Annotated in this window: 11 protein-coding genes; all 11 read right to left on the reverse strand. The window is 66.9% G+C overall.

From position 1 onward, the window contains the following. Positions 1 to 164: 164 nt before the first annotated feature. The gene (locus ACZ5DC_RS08325) at positions 165 to 4,010 is read right to left on the reverse strand and encodes an NACHT domain-containing protein (RefSeq protein ID WP_468650623.1); all 3,846 of its coding nucleotides are present in this window, start codon (positions 4,008 to 4,010) and stop codon (positions 165 to 167) included. Positions 4,011 to 4,463: 453 nt separating this feature from the next. Continuing rightward, positions 4,464 to 6,425: a TIGR03960 family B12-binding radical SAM protein gene (locus tag ACZ5DC_RS08330; RefSeq protein ID WP_468650625.1), complete on the reverse strand. Its 1,962-nt coding sequence runs from the start codon at positions 6,423 to 6,425 to the stop codon at positions 4,464 to 4,466. 40 nt (positions 6,426 to 6,465) lie between these two features. After that, positions 6,466 to 7,998, reverse strand: coding sequence for a CYTH and CHAD domain-containing protein (locus ACZ5DC_RS08335; RefSeq protein ID WP_468650627.1), 1,533 nt, complete (start codon positions 7,996 to 7,998; stop codon positions 6,466 to 6,468). A gap of 48 nt (positions 7,999 to 8,046) precedes the next feature. Further along, positions 8,047 to 9,243, reverse strand: coding sequence for a rod shape-determining protein RodA (gene rodA, locus ACZ5DC_RS08340; RefSeq protein WP_468650629.1), 1,197 nt, complete (start codon positions 9,241 to 9,243; stop codon positions 8,047 to 8,049). Beyond that, positions 9,240 to 11,492, reverse strand: coding sequence for a penicillin-binding protein 2 (gene mrdA, locus ACZ5DC_RS08345; RefSeq protein WP_468650631.1), 2,253 nt, complete (start codon positions 11,490 to 11,492; stop codon positions 9,240 to 9,242). The genes rodA and mrdA overlap by 4 nt, the downstream gene beginning before the upstream one ends. Before the next feature lie 131 nt (positions 11,493 to 11,623). Further along, positions 11,624 to 12,301, reverse strand: coding sequence for a rod shape-determining protein MreD (gene mreD / locus ACZ5DC_RS08350; protein WP_366750591.1), 678 nt, complete (start codon positions 12,299 to 12,301; stop codon positions 11,624 to 11,626). 13 nt (positions 12,302 to 12,314) lie between these two features. Continuing rightward, on the reverse strand, positions 12,315 to 13,253 hold the full coding sequence (mreC, locus tag ACZ5DC_RS08355) for a rod shape-determining protein MreC (RefSeq protein ID WP_366750590.1): 939 nt from the start codon (positions 13,251 to 13,253) through the stop codon (positions 12,315 to 12,317). A 165-nt stretch (positions 13,254 to 13,418) separates the two neighbouring features. Next, the gene (locus ACZ5DC_RS08360; protein WP_014672705.1) at positions 13,419 to 14,438 is read right to left on the reverse strand and encodes a rod shape-determining protein; all 1,020 of its coding nucleotides are present in this window, start codon (positions 14,436 to 14,438) and stop codon (positions 13,419 to 13,421) included. Between the two features lie 261 nt (positions 14,439 to 14,699). Then, a complete protein-coding gene (gene ndk, locus ACZ5DC_RS08365) occupies positions 14,700 to 15,113 on the reverse strand; it encodes a nucleoside-diphosphate kinase (RefSeq protein WP_031099045.1) in 414 nt (137 codons plus the stop codon). 65 nt (positions 15,114 to 15,178) lie between these two features. Further along, positions 15,179 to 15,541 carry a DUF4233 domain-containing protein gene (locus ACZ5DC_RS08370; RefSeq protein ID WP_468650634.1) on the reverse strand — a complete coding sequence of 121 codons (363 nt, stop codon included), beginning with the start codon at positions 15,539 to 15,541 and terminating at the stop codon, positions 15,179 to 15,181. Between the two features lie 7 nt (positions 15,542 to 15,548). Then, positions 15,549 to 17,063, reverse strand: coding sequence for a bifunctional tetrahydrofolate synthase/dihydrofolate synthase (gene folC, locus ACZ5DC_RS08375; protein ID WP_468650636.1), 1,515 nt, complete (start codon positions 17,061 to 17,063; stop codon positions 15,549 to 15,551). Positions 17,064 to 17,194 lie beyond the last annotated feature (131 nt).

Here is a 17,194-nt window from a genome sequence, read left to right on the forward strand (position 1 = left end):
CGCGCGCGATCAACCGGCACACGTCTATGGGTGACCAACCCGCCGCGCACCGGACACGCTTCTGACCGTACCCGCGGCGTCAACCCAGGAACCAACAACAGGCCGGACCCAGGGTTATGCAACATCACTGACTTCAACAGCCTCAGAAGGCCACACCCGAGATGTCAGAGGTCCTGGTCAAACCAGCGTCGATCGCGGGCAACCTTCAGCATCGTGATAGCGCCGACCTTGCCTGAGCCTTCCAACCTGAAACCAGCCAAGGTGAGCAGATCGATCGGGTACAGCTCTGGATTTTGCAGGATCGACTCAGCCTCGCCTATTGTCATGCGAGTCTGCAACGCAGCGAAACCACTAGGTGATAGATCCCGGATTTCCACGGTTTCACCCCTGGCTTGCGGAAAATGCTTTTGAATCGCACGATGACTCTGACCCCGCCCGGCCGTCCTGGAAAGGCGCTTCATGGCGCGCGAGACAGCGTATCCTGCCGTGAAATCGCGATGAGCCTCGCACACCGAATCTAGGTTGATACGCGCATCAAGATCCCATTTGGCATTCTTCCTTATCCGCACATCCAAGATAGACAACAAGCAACTCAAATGGACGGCAGCTAGCGAAGGCACGTCTTTCGATGACATTCGAACTCTATTGTGTATGTTGTGCGGAGCCTCCTGAGCTGCGACTGCCTGAACAAAGCTCCTCACCCTAGAGAATTCCCAACTTGCAATACTGCGGCAGAGCTCCGGTTTTATCCCCAGAACGCCGGTTATAACGTCAGCGGGAGCCCACGCCAACAACCCGGCCATGAATCCCATCCTGCGTCCCTGATGATCCAGCGCATCAAGATGGTCAGTCCAATACTTGAGAGCCTTTCTATGCTTCCACATAATAGCCGCTTGGCCGGATAGTGATTCCCCACCGATGCCTACGGAAGAGGCCCCGATGAAGGGCGCAACGAACATAGCGATACGCCATGCAACCCAGGGCTCGCCGTAAGCTTCCCCTATAACGTCTGCCCTTCGCGCAAGACCCGCCGGAGTTTTAGGTAGGTGCTTAATCGAAGATTCAAGCTCGGCCAGTTTACCGAGTTCCTCCATCGCGGTCGAACTGCCCTGAAATTCCGGCCAGACTCTCGGCACTTCATCGAACAACTCGGCTGCAAGCGGATTCGTCGGCGCTGTAAGCAGGAGGCCGCGAGTGACATAATCGAGGAACTGGTGAGACGACTCCTGCGACCTTCCGAGAGGCCCGTATCCACGCATCAAAGCGTCAACGAAATGAGGCATACGGGAACCCGCCAGCGCGACGTCAAGTCGGCTGGCCTCTACGCAGCGGACCCAGCTCAACGTGCCGGCATCTTCTGAAAAGATCGACAGGAGCTGCTCTGCCGGAGCCCCGTCGAAGCAGGATGCTATGACACCGCGTCGCAGCCACTCGTCACGGCCCTTACTTTCTTTAGGTGCTCCACCTAGCCACCAATTCCACCTTTCTTCCTTCGGGATTTGGCGAATGAGGCGAGCCAGCTCATACACCACTTGATCAGGTAGCGGCGAGACGTAACGAGACTGTGCCGCATCCAGCAGGGCTGGAAGGCCGGAGTCACGTGGAATCAACTCTCCGGGCGCCTCGCCCTGACTTTGCTCCAGATGGTGATCGGCGAGAAGCTGGCGCATACTCAAAGAGTCAGTCAACAGCCTCGCCAGTTTTCGCGTCGCTTTAGGTGATGCTGCCGTCACATAATCTCTGAGTAGGTAAACAATTAGTAGGCGCACATGCAACGAGTAGCGATATTTTTCATCCTCTTTCAGTTCCTCGATCCTCTGTACTAGATCCGCAAGCTCTCCCACATCGTACGATCCGCAGAAGAACCGAGCTACGTTCAACCAGTATGGACTTCTGAGGAGTGCCTCAAGCCGTTCAGGACGAGAACCAGTTACCTCAACAGCATTCGAATGATAGGGGGCAGTCTTGTACAAGTGTCGCGCGGCAAAAAACTCACGTAGAGGTTGAACTTGGAACTCATGCTTGCCCTGAATTCGGTCCACAAGGATGAAGACTCTACGGATGCCGTCGAAAACATCTGATACGGTTTCGCTGGGCACATCGTCGCCCGGTTCCTGTTTTCTCTCTAGGTACTCCCAGATGGTGCGTTTCAAATCGGTAGTGGCTATGTCGCCTGCGCTGGCGCCTCGTGGGCCGCCCTCACTACGCGCATGAAGAAGCCAGCCGAGATGGCCATGAATCTCAAGTAGGAGATCGCGGTATTGTCGAACCTTCGGGCTTTTATCTGCCTCTCGATCGAACACAGTTCGGACGTACTCTTCATACAAAGCCGTCCGCTTGTCAGGAAGGTTCCATCCGCGCGTGTGCACGAGCCATAGCAGAATAGCCAACTGCATCGGCGTCCGCGCAAGCTCAGAAATATGAGGTTGAGTCAAACAGCCAGCCAAAACGCGCCGCAATTCCGATGCCTGATCGTCTGGGAGCGCTCGCCGCTTCACCCAGGAGTTCGTATATTTTTCAGCGAGTTCAGTCGAGAGGTCCGTGAGCTGACAATACAGGAAATCATTCCGTGCGAAAATAGGGGCTCTTGCTAGCGACGAAGGACGGCTCGTGGCGACGACCTGCAATTGCGCGCCCAAGGACTTCATGTCTCGGACGAACGAGTGCACGGTTGTAACGACGAGTTCGCGTAGCGAAATATCCGCCACTTCATCCAACCCATCGAGTAGCAGCAGCGTGGGGGTACTGGAGACGATGGCTATCAAGTCTTCATTGGTGAACCGCATCCCGCCGGTAACATGTCGCACGTGGCTTGCGATGTAACCGTGCAAGGAAGGTGCACCGCCATCATGGGAGACTTTCTGCGCCCGAGACCACGGAGAAGAGCCCTGCAACCACTCCCCTAAATGCCGCAATTCGATGCGGACTGGAATCCGCAGAGCGGCTTGCGAGAGGTGAGAAGGCAAGCGGGCCAAGTCTTCTGTTTTGCCTAGAATCTTCGCCCTGTGGATTTGTCCGAGGAACTGAACGAGAGTGGATTTGCCTTGTCCGGGGCCAGCCTCGATCACCACGCTGTGCAGACTAAGGACTTCCTGGTCGAACAGCAGCACGCTTGCGGCCCCCGGCGTGTCTTTACTTGCCGCCCCGGGCATGCCATCGAAGGAATCCGACATGCGCGGAAGGTAACCAACCTCCCCCGCAGGCTCTACTTCCGGCCCTCGTCTCTTCAGAAATTCGTCCGACAGCTGCCGGTACTTGAACTGCATCTCGGGATGCTCGCGGAGCGTTCGCCTGTTCAGTTCGAAGGGTACATCCACGAATGAGTCAATGAGCGGCGCATCTAGATGAGCTTGTTTGAAGCGAAGTGTGGACTCCTCCTCATATTGGCGTGCGAGATAGAGGAGCAGTGTGGAAATAGCCGGGTTGCGAGTTGAGTACTCTATGGCTGAGGAATCGGGCTTTGAAAAAGTAGTTGACTTGTCCAGTACCCCTGCCAAGTAGGCCTGTACAGAGTCAGGGCCACGAAAGAGCATGAACCGGAATACGAGTGCCGGGTTTCGATCTAGCCTGGCATCAATGTCTTCACGCCACCAGATAAATGTAGGCAAGGTGACATTTTCGGCAACCCATTGCTGTACTCTGTCTCGAAGGCCTGTGCCTAAATGTCCACTAGCGGGCACGTTAGTGATAAATACGAATTCACGCGCACCCCTGTCTTTCAATTTTGAGAGTTTTTTATTTTCCGCACCAAGATGCTTGATGACCCAGTCATAGAGATCGTTATTAGACGGTATTCCAACAGGGTTCTGTTCGCGATACTTAACCTGGTAGATGACGGCATCGCTCAACTTGCCATCTAGGTCAAAATCAAGCCCTGCAGCATCGCGTCCACCGTCGGGACCAGCGATTGGAAGGCATTGTGTCCGTGGCCTCTCAGCCGTGATGAGTGACTGGGCCAATCGCTGAAATCGCCGACCGTCAAGCTCCTCGTACGGATACGTCTCCCCCACCCTACGCCGCCCTCCTTCAGCCCTCTCATCATTGTGCCGCACGATCAAGATCAAGAAGTGCGAATGGCTGCGACGCTGGTCTTAGTGGCAGCAACGGTCGCGACCATCCACAGTCCGTTGGGATCGACGATGACCTCGGAGGCCGCGAGCCGGTGGCCGCCCGGAACCCCTGCCAGCGACGCGAGCACGTCAACACCAACGGGCCCCTTCCCAGTCCAGGGAAGGGGCCCGGCTTGCAGCATGGCGATGAGTAGTAGAGGGCGAACTCAGACCCACTCCACCTCGGAGGCGATCCGCGAACCACTTTCAGAGTCTGGCAGTGGCGTTCGGTACGAGGTCATCGGCAGCGAAGAGCGAGCACGCGGCACAGCTAGCGTAGCCAGTAGGGCAGCCACCTCCTCCTCGCTTACCCCCGCCAGCGCCTCCATCACCCGATCGAGTGCCCCGCCCACCTCAGTGCGTGTGACCACTCGAAGCCGGCGTCGGCCCACCGTTCTTGACCGTCAGAGGCAGCAGCTTCTTGCCGGTCGGGCCGATTTGTATGGCCGTATCCATCGCCGGGCAGACACCGCAGTCGAAGCACGGGGTCCAGCGGCAGTCCTCGACCTCCGTCTCGTCGAGGGCGTCCTGCCAGTCCTCCCAGAGCCAGTCCTTGTCCAGGCCGGAGTCGAGGTGGTCCCAGGGAAGGACCTCCTCGTAGGTGCGCTCGCGGGTGGTGTACCAGTCGACGTCCACGCCGTAGGGGGCGAGGGCCTTCTCGGCGCACCGCATCCAGCGGTCGTAGGAGAAGTGCTCGCGCCAGCCGTCGAAGCGGCCGCCGTCGTCGTACACCGCGCGGATGACCGCGCCGATGCGGCGGTCGCCGCGGGAGAGCAGGCCCTCCACGATGCCGGGCTTGCCGTCGTGGTAGCGGAAGCCGATGGAGCGGCCGTACTTCTTGTCGCCGCGGATCTTGTCGCGGAGCTTCGCGAGGCGCTCGTCCGTCTCCTCGGCGGAGAGCTGCGGGGCCCACTGGAAGGGGGTGTGGGGCTTCGGGACGAAACCGCCGATCGACACCGTGCACCGGATGTCGTTCGAGCCGGAGACCTCGCGGCCCTTCTGGATGACGCGGGTCGCCATGTCGGCGATCTGGAGGACGTCGTCGTCGGTCTCCGTGGGCAGGCCGCACATGAAGTACAGCTTCACCTGGCGCCAGCCGTTGCCGTAGGCCGTGGCGACCGTACGGATCAGGTCCTCCTCCGAGACCATCTTGTTGATGACCTTGCGGATGCGCTCGGAGCCGCCCTCCGGGGCGAAGGTCAGACCCGAGCGGCGGCCGTTGCGGGTCAGCTCGTTCGCCAGGTCGATGTTGAAGGCGTCGACGCGGGTGGAGGGGAGGGACAGGCCGATCTTGTCGTCCTCGTAGCGGTCGGCGAGGCCCTTGGCGACGTCCCCGATCTCCGAGTGGTCCGCGCTCGACAGCGACAGCAGGCCGACCTCCTCGAAGCCGGTCGCCTTCAGGCCCTTCTCGACCATCTCGCCGATGCCCGTGATGGAGCGCTCCCGCACCGGGCGGGTGATCATGCCCGCCTGGCAGAAGCGGCAGCCGCGGGTGCAGCCGCGGAAGATCTCCACCGACATGCGCTCGTGGACCGTCTCGGCGAGGGGGACGAGGGGCTGCTTGGGGTAGGGCCACTCGTCCAGGTCCATGACCGTGTGCTTGGACACGCGCCACGGGACACCGCTCTTGTTCGGGACCACGCGGGCGATACGGCCGTCGGGGAGGTACTCGACGTCGTAGAACGCCGGGACGTAGACCCCGCCGGTCTTCGCGAGACGGAAGAGGACCTCCTCGCGGCCACCGGGGCGGCCCTCGGCCTTCCACTCGCGGATGATCCGGGTCATGTCCAGCACGGCCTGCTCGCCGTCGCCGATGACCGCCGCGTCGATGAAGTCGGCGATCGGCTCCGGGTTGAAGGCCGCGTGGCCGCCGGCCAGGACGATCGGGTCGTCGACCGTGCGCTCCCGGGACTCCAGCGGGATGCCGGCCAGGTCCAGCGCGGTGAGCATGTTCGTGTAGCCCAGCTCCGTGGAGAAGCTGATGCCGAACACGTCGAAGGCCTTCACCGGGCGGTGGCTGTCCACCGTGAACTGCGGGACGCCGTGCTCCCGCATCAGCTCCTCCAGGTCCGGCCACACGCTGTAGGTGCGCTCGGCGAGGACCCCCTCCCGCTCGTTGAGGACCTCGTAGAGGATCATGACGCCCTGGTTGGGCAGGCCGACCTCGTACGCGTCCGGGTACATGAGCGCCCAGCGGACATCGCACTCGTCCCACGGCTTGACCGTGGAATTGAGCTCTCCGCCGACGTACTGGATCGGCTTCTGCACGTGCGGGAGCAGAGCTTCGAGCTGCGGGAAAACCGACTCGACAGGCATCTCGCGAACCTTCATGAGCTGACAGGGGGGACCATCAAGCCTAACCCGCCCGGCGGCCTCCCCCGAACGCCCCGCGAGCCGCCCTCGACCCGGTCTCCTTCCAGAGCCGGGGCAGCTCCGCCTCCGTCGCCGCCGCCCGCGCCTCCTCCCTGGCGTACAGCACCCCGTAGGTGAACGTGCTCTCCCCCGCCGCGTGCGCCACCGCCGCGAGCTCGCGCAGGGTGCGGCGGGCCATGACGCTGTCCTGGTGGTCGCCCAGGAGGGTGGTCAGGGACTTCATGGCCCCGGTCAGGGTGCGGGCGGGGGCGCCGAGCGCCTCGGTGGCGGCCTCGGCGGCGTAGCGGGTGCGCTTGGCCTTCTTGCGGGCCTCGTGCAGGGCGAGGTCGCGGTCCTGTCCCGGCGGCAGCGCCAGCGCGTGCTCCATGACGTGGGTCAGCTTCTTCACGTCCTTGCGTACGGCCTTGGCGAGGGCCTTGTGCGGCTTCCTGCCGGCCGCCCCGCGCAGCGGCGGGTCCGCGAGGAGGGCGTCCAGGGCGTCCAGCAGGGCCAGGTGGCGGCGGGAGTCCAGCACCCCGGTGAGATGGGCGTGGGCGCCGCCGTGCCGGGCCCGGGACCACGCGGTCAGCCGCTCGGGCACGGGGCCGGTGACCAGGGCGGGCTTGAGCGCGTCGAGGGCGGTGGCCAGGCGGTCGGCCAGCACCTCCTGGTCTCGGTCGACGCCCAGCTCGCCGGCGAGCCACTTCAGCTCGGCGCCGAGGGGGCCGGTGACGGTGCGGTCCAGGAGGGCGCCGAAGGTGCGCAGGGTGCTGCGGGCGCGGCGGGTGGCGACCCGCATGCGGTGCACGGCGTCGGGGAGGTCGCGGCGGACGGCGGGGTCCAGCTCGACCAGGGCGTCCCGCTGGGCGCGGAGGTAGGCGAGGACGTGATCGCCGGCGGTCACCGGCGCCGGGGGCGCGGCCTTCTCGCGGGGCCTGCCCCGGGCCGTCTGTTCCAGGGCGCGGGCCAGTTTCGACGGCGACCGGGACGGCCGTACGCCCGCCTTGCGCAGCCGCTTCTCCAGCTGGTCGAGGAGGGCCGGGTCGCCGCCGTCGGCCAGTTCCACCTCGATCTCGGTCCACTGGGCGACCGTGCCCCCGCCGCCCAACCGTTCGGCGGTCACGGCGTCGACGCTGGCCTCGGCCAGCAGCTCGCCCTCGGCGTCGAGCAGGTGCCGGACGTCGCGGGCGGAGCGCAGCCGGACCAGCGGGACGAGTTCGGTGTCCCGGACGCGGGAGCGGACGAGGGCCGCGATCTCCTCGGGGACGGTGTCGGAGAGCGGGGCCTGGATCTCGTCGCGGACTCCGGGGGCGACCGGGAACTTCAGGTGCCAGCCGGCGTCCGCGCCGCCGGTGCGGCGGCGCAGGGTGAGCGCGGCGGCGGCCAGACGTTCGTCGACGGTGTCGTAGTACGTGGCGTCGAGTTCCACCAGGCCCTTGTCCAGCACGGCCGCCACCGGGCCGGCGCCGGTCAGGTCGGGCAGCCCGCTGTCGTCGGACTCGTACTTGCGCTCGATCTCGCGTTTCGCATCCGCCATGCACCGAATCTAATGTCCGGGGCGCCGGTACGGCAGGGGGCGCCGGGGTTACGCCGACATGGGCCGTTGGACCTTGATCGACTGCAGCAGTCCCACGGCGACCCACACCGCGAACATGGACGAGCCGCCGTACGACACGAACGGCAGGGGCAGACCGGTGACCGGCATGATGCCGAGGGTCATGCCGATGTTCTCGAAGGACTGGAAGGCGAACCAGGCCACGATCCCGGCGGCGACGATCGTCCCGTACAGCTCGGTCGAGTCACGCGCTATCCGGCAGGCGCGCCACAGGAGGACCCCGAGCAGGAAGACGATGAAGCCGGCGCCGACGAAGCCCAGCTCCTCCCCCGCGACCGTGAAGACGAAGTCGGTCTGCTGCTCGGGCACGAACTGGCCGGTGGTCTGCGAGCCGTGGAACAGCCCGGCGCCGGTGAGTCCGCCGGAGCCGATGGCGATGCGGGCCTGGTTGGTGTTGTAGCCGACACCGGCCGGGTCCAGGTCCGGGTTGGCGAAGGCCGCGAACCGGTTGATCTGGTACTCGTCCAGGATGTGCAGCTGCCAGATCGCGATGCAGCCGATGACACCGGCGGTGAGCAGGCCGAAGACCCAGCGGTTGGAGGCGCCGGAGGCGAGCAGCACGCCGAGGATGATCGCCACCATGGCCAGCACCGAGCCGAGGTCGGGCATGAGCAGCAGGATCAGGATCGGGACGGTGGCCAGGCACAGGGCCTGGAACACGGTCCGGTGGTCGGGGTACGGCTTGTCGCCCGCGTCCACCCGGGCGGCCAGCAGCATGGCCATGCCCAGGATGATCGAGATCTTGAGGAACTCGGCGGGCTGGAGCGAGAAGCCGCCGATCACCAGCCAGTTGCGCTGACCGTTGATCGTGGCGCCGAGCGGGGTGAGGACCACCAGGGCGAGGAGCACCGACAGGCCGTAGAGGATCGGCACGGCGTTGCGCAGGGCGCGGTGGCCGAGCCAGACGGTGCCGATCATCAGGCCGATCCCGATGCCGAGGTTCATCAGGTGCCGGAGCAGGAAGAAGTACGGGTCGCCCTGGTTCAGTTCGGTGCGGTTGCGGGTCGCCGAGTACACCAGCAGGGAGCCCAGCAGGGACAGGGCGGTGGCCGCGAGCAGTATCGGCCAGTCCAGCCGGCGGGTGAGCGAGTCGCGGGCGAAGAGCCTGGTCCAGCGGGCTCGCTCGGGGCCGTACCCGGAGACGGAGAAGCTGTTCGCGCCGGTCATGAGGGCATCCTCCGGCTTCCCCTCCTGCGAGGCCGTCTGCGGGTGTCGCGGTTGCCCGTGCCGGGCGACGGCGTGGTGCCGGCGGGCTGCTGGCCGTCGCCGTTGGTCGGGTTGTTCTTCTGGGCGGCCTCGGCGTCCTTGGCCGGGTCGCCGGAGATCTTCGGGGCGGCGATGGTGCCGTCCGTGCGGACCTTGGGCAGGCCCTTCTGCGGCTCGGGCAGCATCGCCTTCCTGCTGTCGATGGAGCCGTCGCCCTGGACGCCGTAGAGGGCGCTGTAGATGTTGCGCACGGCCTCACCGGAGGCGCCGGAACCCGTACCGGCCTGGGCGATCGTCATGATCACCGTGTAGTCCTTGGAGTAGGTGGCCAGCCAGGAGGTGGTCTGCTTGCCGTAGACCTCGGCCGTGCCGGTCTTGGCGTGCAGCGGGATCTTGTCCTGCGGCCAGCCGCCGAACTTCCAGGCCGCGGTACCGCGGGTGATGACGCCGGCGAAGGCGTCGTCCATGCCCTTGAGGGTGGCCTGGCTGACGGGCAGCCTGCCGCGCTTGGTCGGCTTGATCTCCCGTACGGTCTTGCCGTCGGCGCTGATGATCGCCTTGCCGATGGTCGGCTGGTACATCGTGCCGCCGTTGGCGACGGCGCCGTAGATCACGGCCTCCTGGATCGGGGTGACGAGGGTGTCGCCCTGGCCGATGGAGTAGTTGATCGAGTCGCCCTCGCGCATCTTGTTGCCTTCGAGGCAGTTCTCGTAGGCGATCTTCTCGACGTAGGAGCCGTCCTTCTTGCCGCTCTTGCACCAGGCGTCCTTGTTGGCCTTCCAGTACGCCAGCTTCCACTGGCGGTCCGGGACGCGGCCGGTGACCTCGTTGGGCAGGTCGACGCCGGTCTCCTTGCCGAGGCCGAACTGGTGGGCGGCCTTGTAGAAGTAGTCCTTCGGCTGGCCCTTCTTGGGGTTGATGCCGCCGTCCTTCTTCCACTCGCGGTCGGCGAGGCCGTAGAAGACGGTGTCGCAGGAGACCTCCAGGGCGCGGCCCAGGGAGATGGGGCCGAAGTTCTCGCCCTCGAAGTTCTTGAAGACCTGGCCGCCGACCGAGTAGGAGCTGGTGCACGGGTAGCGGCCGTCGAAGGGGTAGCCGGCCTCGACCGCGGCGGCCGTGGAGACCACCTTGAACGTCGAGCCGGGGGCGGCCTGGCCCTGTATGGCCCGGTTGAGCAGGGGGTAGTCCGAGTCCTTGCCGGTGAGGGCCTTGTAGTCCTTGGCGGAGATGCCGCCGACCCAGACGTTCGGGTCGTAGGTCGGCGCCGAGGCCATGGCGACGATGCGGCCGGTCTTGGCCTCCATCACCACGACGGCGCCGGAGTCCGCCTTGTAGTTGGTGCCGGTGATCTTGTCGAACTGCTGGCGGGCGGCCTTCATCGCCCTGTCCAGCTCGTACTCGGCGACCCGCTGGACGCGGGAGTCGATGCTGGTGACCAGGTTCGAACCGGGCTCGGCCGCGTCCGACTTGGCCTTGCCGATGACCCGGCCGAGGTTGTCGACCTCGTAGCGGGTGACGCCGGCCTTGCCGCGCAGCACCTTGTCGTACGTCCGCTCCAGGCCGGAGCGGCCGACCATGTCGGAGCGCAGGTAGGGCGAGTCGGTGTCCTTGGCCTGCTGGATCTCGGCGTCGGTGACCGGCGAGAGATAGCCGAGCACCTGCGCGCTGTTGGACTTGCCGGGGCCCGGGTAGCGGCGGACGGCCTCGGGTTCGGCGGTGATGCCGGGGAAGTCCTCGGAGCGCTCGCGGATCTGCAGGGCCTGCTTGGCGGTGGCGTCGTCGGTGATCGGGATCGGCTGGTACGGCGAGCCGTTCCAGCAGGGCTGGGGGGTCTTGGCGTCGCACAGCCGGACCTTCTGCATGACCTCCTCGGGGCTCATGCCGAGGACGCCGGCCAGCTTGGTGAGGACGGCCTTGCCGTCGTCCTTCTGCTTCAGCAGGTCGGTCCGGGAGGCGGAGACCACCAGGCGGGTCTCGTTGTCCGCGAGGGGGACGCCCCGCGCGTCCAGGATGTCGCCGCGCACGGCCGGGTCGACGACCTGCTGGACGTGGTTGCCCGACGCCTCCTTCTGGTACTCGGCGCCCTCGCGGATCTGGAGGTACCACAACCGGCCGCCGAGCGTGCCGAGGAGGGAGAGGACGAGGATCTGGATCACGACGAGCCGGATCTGGACCCGTGGGGTCCGACCGGTCTCGGGGATGTTGGTCACTGCTGCTGTCTCCCCCTCTCAGTGCCCCTGTGCGGGAACGCGTACGAATGATGAACGACCGGCCTGTGAACAGGCGTTCCAGGCTGGCTTACCCGTTCGGGTGAACTCTCCCGGGTGGAACTCCCCGTTCCTCACAGTCGCTTGACCCCCTTGATGCGGCCGACCCGGGCGGAGCGCGTGCGTGCCTTGGCCTTCAGGGCGCCCAGGCCGCCGCGCTGGCTGCCGATGCGCAGCCCCGTGCCGGAGGAGAGCCAGCCCGAGGAGATGTCCCCGGCCTTGGCCGCGGGCCCGGTCTCGGTGAGCGGGTCGTTGTCGGCGCGGCGGGCCAGCCACATCACGCCGGGCACCACGAACGGGGCGAGCAGCAGGTCGTACAGGGCGGCGGAGAACAGCAGTCCGGGCAGGCCGACATGGCGGGCGGCGGTGTCGCCGACCAGGGCGCCCACCCCGGCGTAGAGCAGGGTGGAGCCGATGGCGGCGGCGACCACGACGGCCATCGGGCCGGCCGCCGACTTCAGCCGGCCGTTCTCCGGCCTGACGAGCCCGGCGAGGTAGCCGATGACGCACAGCACGAGCGCGTACCGGCCGGCCGCGTGGTCGGCCGGCGGGGCCAGGTCGGCGAGGAGACCGGCGCCGAAGCCGACGAGGGCGCCGCCGACGTGGCCGTAGACCATCGCCAGGCCGAGCACGGTGAGCAGCAGCAGGTCGGGGACGGCGCCCGGCAGGTGCAGCCGGGCGAGGACGCTCACCTGGATCACCAGGGCCACGACGACCAGCGGGACGGAGAGCAGGATCCGGTTGACACGCATGGGGATACAGCTCCTACTGCTGCTGGTCGGTGGCGGGGGCGTCGGCCGACGGGGTGACCGTCACGGTCACCGTCGGCGTCGGGACCGGCTTCGGCTTGGCCGGGAGCACGGTGTCCCGCGGGTCCTGTTTCGGTGGCGCCACGACCACGCCGACGATGTCGAGCTTGGTGAAGCTGACGTACGGCGTGACGTACAGCGTGCGGGTCAGGCCGCCGCCGGAGGGGTCGACGCGGGAGACCACGCCGACCGGGACACCGGGCACGAACGGCTTGTCGGCCTGTGAGCCGAAGGTGACGAGCCGGTCGCCCTTCTTCACCTCCGCCTTGCCGTTGAGCAGTTCCACGCGCAGCGGGCGGTCGCCCTGGCCGGAGGCGAAGCCGAGTTCGTCGCCCGCCTCCATGCGGGTGCCGACGGTGAAGTCCGGGTCGTTGGCGAGCAGCACGGTCGAGGTGCTGGGGCCGACGGTGGTGACCCGGCCGACCAGGCCGTCGCCGTTCAGGACGGTCATGTCCCGCTTGATGCCGTCGTCGGCGCCGGCGTCGATGGTGATGGTCCAGGAGAAGCCCTGGGCCGAGCCTATGGCGATGACCTGGGCGCCCTTGATGCCGTACTGCCCCTCGCCGGCCACCTTGAGCAGCTTGTCGAGCTGCCGCAGGCGGCTGCGGTTGCGGTCGTCGCTGCCGAGCTTGGCCTTGAGGGCCGCGTTCTCCTTCTCCAGCGCGGCGAGCCGGTCGTGCCGGCTGCCGGAGTCGCGGATCGCGGAGACGGCGTTGCCGACCGGGTCCACCGCGGAGGACAGTCCGTTCTCGACCGGGCCGAACGCCGCCGCGGCGGCGTGGCGGGCACCGTCGACCGGGGAGTTCCGGCCCCCGCGGATGTCCACCGTGATCAGCGCGAACGCGATGGCGACCAACAGGACCAGGAGCAGCCGGCTCTCTTTCGTGTCCCTCACGTGCGGCGGCCGTGCCCTTCCTCAAGTAGGAATTCGTCGGGCCCCTGGACGACGCGCATGCTGTGGCGCGGCCCAACAGGCCCATTCGGGGGAGCTTATGCCTCTATATCAACGATCCGCCGCACGAGAGGAGAACGTCTCGTACGGCGGAATCGAAAAGTCGCGTCATCTGCGCGGCTGGGCGTCCAGGACCTGCTGCAGCGCCTCGAACTCCTCGACGCACTTGCCGGAGCCGAGCGCGACGCTGTCCAGCGGGTCCTCGGCGATGTGGATCGGCATGCCGGTCTCCCGTCGCAGCCGCTCGTCGAGCCCGCGCAGCAGGGCTCCGCCGCCGGTCAGAACGATTCCTCGGTCCATGATGTCGCCGGACAGCTCCGGCGGGCACTTGTCGAGGGTGGTCTTCACGGCGTCCACGATCGCGTTGACGGGCTCCTCGATCGCCTTGCGGACCTCGGCCGCGGAGATGACGACGGTCTTCGGCAGCCCGGACACCAGGTCCCGGCCGCGGACTTCGGTGTGCTCGTCGGTGTCGAGGTCGTACGCCGAACCGATCGTGATCTTGATCTGCTCCGCCGTGCGCTCACCCAGGAGGAGGCTGTACTCCTTCTTGATGTACTGGATGATCGCGTTGTCCAGTTCGTCGCCGGCGACGCGGATGGACTGGGCGGTGACGATCCCGCCGAGCGAGATGACCGCGACCTCCGTGGTGCCGCCGCCGATGTCCACAACCATGTTGCCCGTGGCCTCGTGGACCGGCAGGCCGGAGCCGATGGCGGCGGCCATGGGCTCCTCGATGATGTGCACCTGGCGGGCGCCGGCCTGGGAGGACGCCTCGATGACCGCGCGGCGCTCGACGCCCGTGATGCCCGAGGGCACGCAGACGACGACCCGCGGCCGGGCCAGGTACCGCCGCTTGTGGATCTTGAGGATGAAGTAGCGGAGCATCCGCTCGGTGATCTCGAAGTCGGCGATCACGCCGTCCTTGAGCGGACGGACCGCCACGATGTTGCCCGGAGTCCGGCCGATCATCTTCTTCGCTTCGGCACCGACCGCGAGGATCCCACCCGTGTTGGTGTTGATCGCTACGACGGACGGTTCGTTCAGTACGATCCCGCGACCCCTGACGTACACCAGCGTGTTGGCGGTCCCGAGGTCGACAGCCATGTCACGGCCGATGAACGACATTGAGTTCCCCATCCGGATTCATCTGGCCGTCCTGAGCCTTTGAGGGCATGTCAGGACGGCGAGGCGGGTGCTGTGACGTGAAGGCTTCCATCGTAAACGCGCCTGCACGAACACTGCGCGAGGGTCTCCGCCATTGTCACCAGATGGCGTGCCGCCCCGCTTGTGGAGACGGGCGTTCGGGGGCGCTCGTTCCCTCAAATGCCAGGACTGTGCCGGAATGGTCCGGGCGTGGCCCCGGACCTGTTCCCCGGCGGGCGGGCGTTACGCGCGGCCCGGGAAGAAGATCTTCACCTCGCGCTCGGCGGACTCCTCGGAGTCGGAGGCGTGGATCAGGTTCTCGCGCACGATCACGCCGTAGTCCCCGCGGATCGAGCCGGGCGCGGCGGCGATCGGGTCGGTGGGGCCGGCGAGCCGGCGCACGCCCTCGATGACCCGCTCACCCTCGACGATCAGCGCCACGACCGGGCCGGAGGACATGAACTCGACCAGCGGCTCGTAGAAGGGCTTGCCCTTGTGCTCGCCGTAGTGCTGCTCCAGCGTGTCCTGGTCCAGGGTGCGCAGCTCCAGCGCGGTGATCTGCCAGCCCGCCTTGCGCTCGATGCGGCTGATGATCTCGCCGGTCAGGCCACGACGGACGGCGTCGGGCTTGAGGAGGACGAGGGTGCGCTGGCTCACGAGGGGCTCCTTACACGACGTGCGGGTGCGGTGGAACGAGGTTACAGGGCGTGTCGGGGCCGTTGTTACGCAGCGTCAGCCGTGGAGGAGGAGGACTGGGCCTGCGCCGCGAAGCGGGCCTTCGCCTCGTCCACTTTTCTCCCGAAGTGCACCGAAGCCCACCACAGGGCCGCGAAGACCGCGCCCAGGAAGTACATCGTCGGGACGAAGACACCGGAGGCGATCAGGGCGATCTGCAGGGCCCAGCCGAGGACCACGCCGCCGGGCCGGGTCACCATGCCGCACAGCAGCACGGACAGCAGCATGGCGATGCCGCTCACCAGCCACACCGTCGACGTGGACAGGTCCGGGTCCTTCATGGCGACGAGCCCGGCGAAGCCGATGACGAAGAACTCGCCGATCAGGGTCGAAGCACAGAGGGTACGCATGGTCGGCTCAGCCCTTCCCGAGCAGCAGCCGGGCCTCGCCGACCGTGATGACGGAACCGGTCACCAGCACGCCGCCGCCCGCGAACTCGCCCTCCTCCTCGGCCAGCGTGATCGCGGCCTCCAGGGCGTCCGGCAGCCGCGGCTCGACCTGCACGCGCTCGTCGCCGAACACCTCGACGGCGATCGCGGCCAGCTCGTCCGCGTCCATGGCGCGCTGGCTGGAGTTCTGCGTGACGACGACCTCGGCGAAGATCGGTTCGAATGCCTCCAGCAGCCCGCGCACGTTCTTGTCGCCGCTCGCGCCGACGACCCCGATCAGCCGGGTGAAGTCGAACGCCTCCCGCACGGCCTCGGCGGTGGCCTCGGCGCCCGCCGGGTTGTGCGCGGCGTCCAGCACCACGGTGGGAGAGCGCCGTACGACCTCCAGCCGGCCCGGGGACGACACGGCCGCGAACGCCTTGCGCACGGTGTCGACGTCCAGCGGCTCGGCGCGCTGCGCGCCCACGCCGAAGAACGCCTCCACGGCGGCGAGCGCGACGGCCGCGTTGTGCGCCTGGTGGGCGCCGTGCAGCGGCAGGTAGACCTCGGGGTACTCGCCGCCGAGGCCGCGCAGCGTGACCAGCTGCCCGCCGACGGCGACCTGGCGGGCGACGATCCCGAACTCCAGCCCCTCGCGGGCCACGGTGGCGTCGACCTCCACGGCCTTCTTCAGCAGCACCTGCGCCGCGTCCACCGGCTGCTGGGCCAGGATGACGGTGGCGTCCTGCTTGATGATGCCGCTCTTCTCGCCGGCGATCTGCGCGTGCGTCTCGCCGAGCCGGTCGGTGTGGTCGAGGTCGATGGGGGTGACGACGGCGACGTCACCGTCGATCACGTTGGTGGCGTCCCAGGAACCGCCCATGCCGACCTCCACGACGGCGACGTCCACGGGGGCGTCCGCGAAGGCCGCGTACGCCATGCCGGTGAGCACCTCGAAGAAGGACAGCCGGTACTCCTGCTGTCCGTCCACCATCTCGATGTACGGCTTGATGTCCTGGTACGTCTCGACGAACCGCTCGGCGGTGATCGGGGCGCCGTCCAGGCTGATCCGCTCGGTGATCGACTGCACGTGCGGGCTGGTGTAGCGGCCGGTGCGCAGCTCGAAGGCGCCGAGCAGGGCCTCGATCATGCGGGCGGTGGAGGTCTTGCCGTTCGTGCCCGTGATGTGGATCGAGGGGTACGACCGCTGGGGCTCGCCCAGCACGTCCATCAGCGCGGCGATGCGGCTGACCGAGGGCTCCAGCTTGGTCTCGCCCCAGCGGGTGGCCAGCTCCGCCTCGACCTCGCGCAGGGCCCTGTCGACCTCGGGGTCCTCGGGGCGGACGGGCACGTCCGCCTGGGGAGGGCCGCCCTGGGTGCGCAGGGTGCGGCTGCCGGCCTCGATGACCGCGAGGTCGGGGTCGCGGGTGGTCTCGGCTTCGATGATCTCGTCGAAGGAGTCGAGGGGGTCGGGGGTGTCGCTGGTGCCGGGCGCTTCGCTCACGGGACCAAGTCTACGGAGCGGACGCCTGCGGTGCGGCGGCGGTATGGGGTGGCTTGTCTCGGCTGCGTGCCGCGGGTGCCTGGGGGCTGGTCGCGCCCATGCGGGGGAACCGCATGTCGATACGGCCCCGC

The organism is Streptomyces sp. NPDC031445, assembly GCF_055581365.1.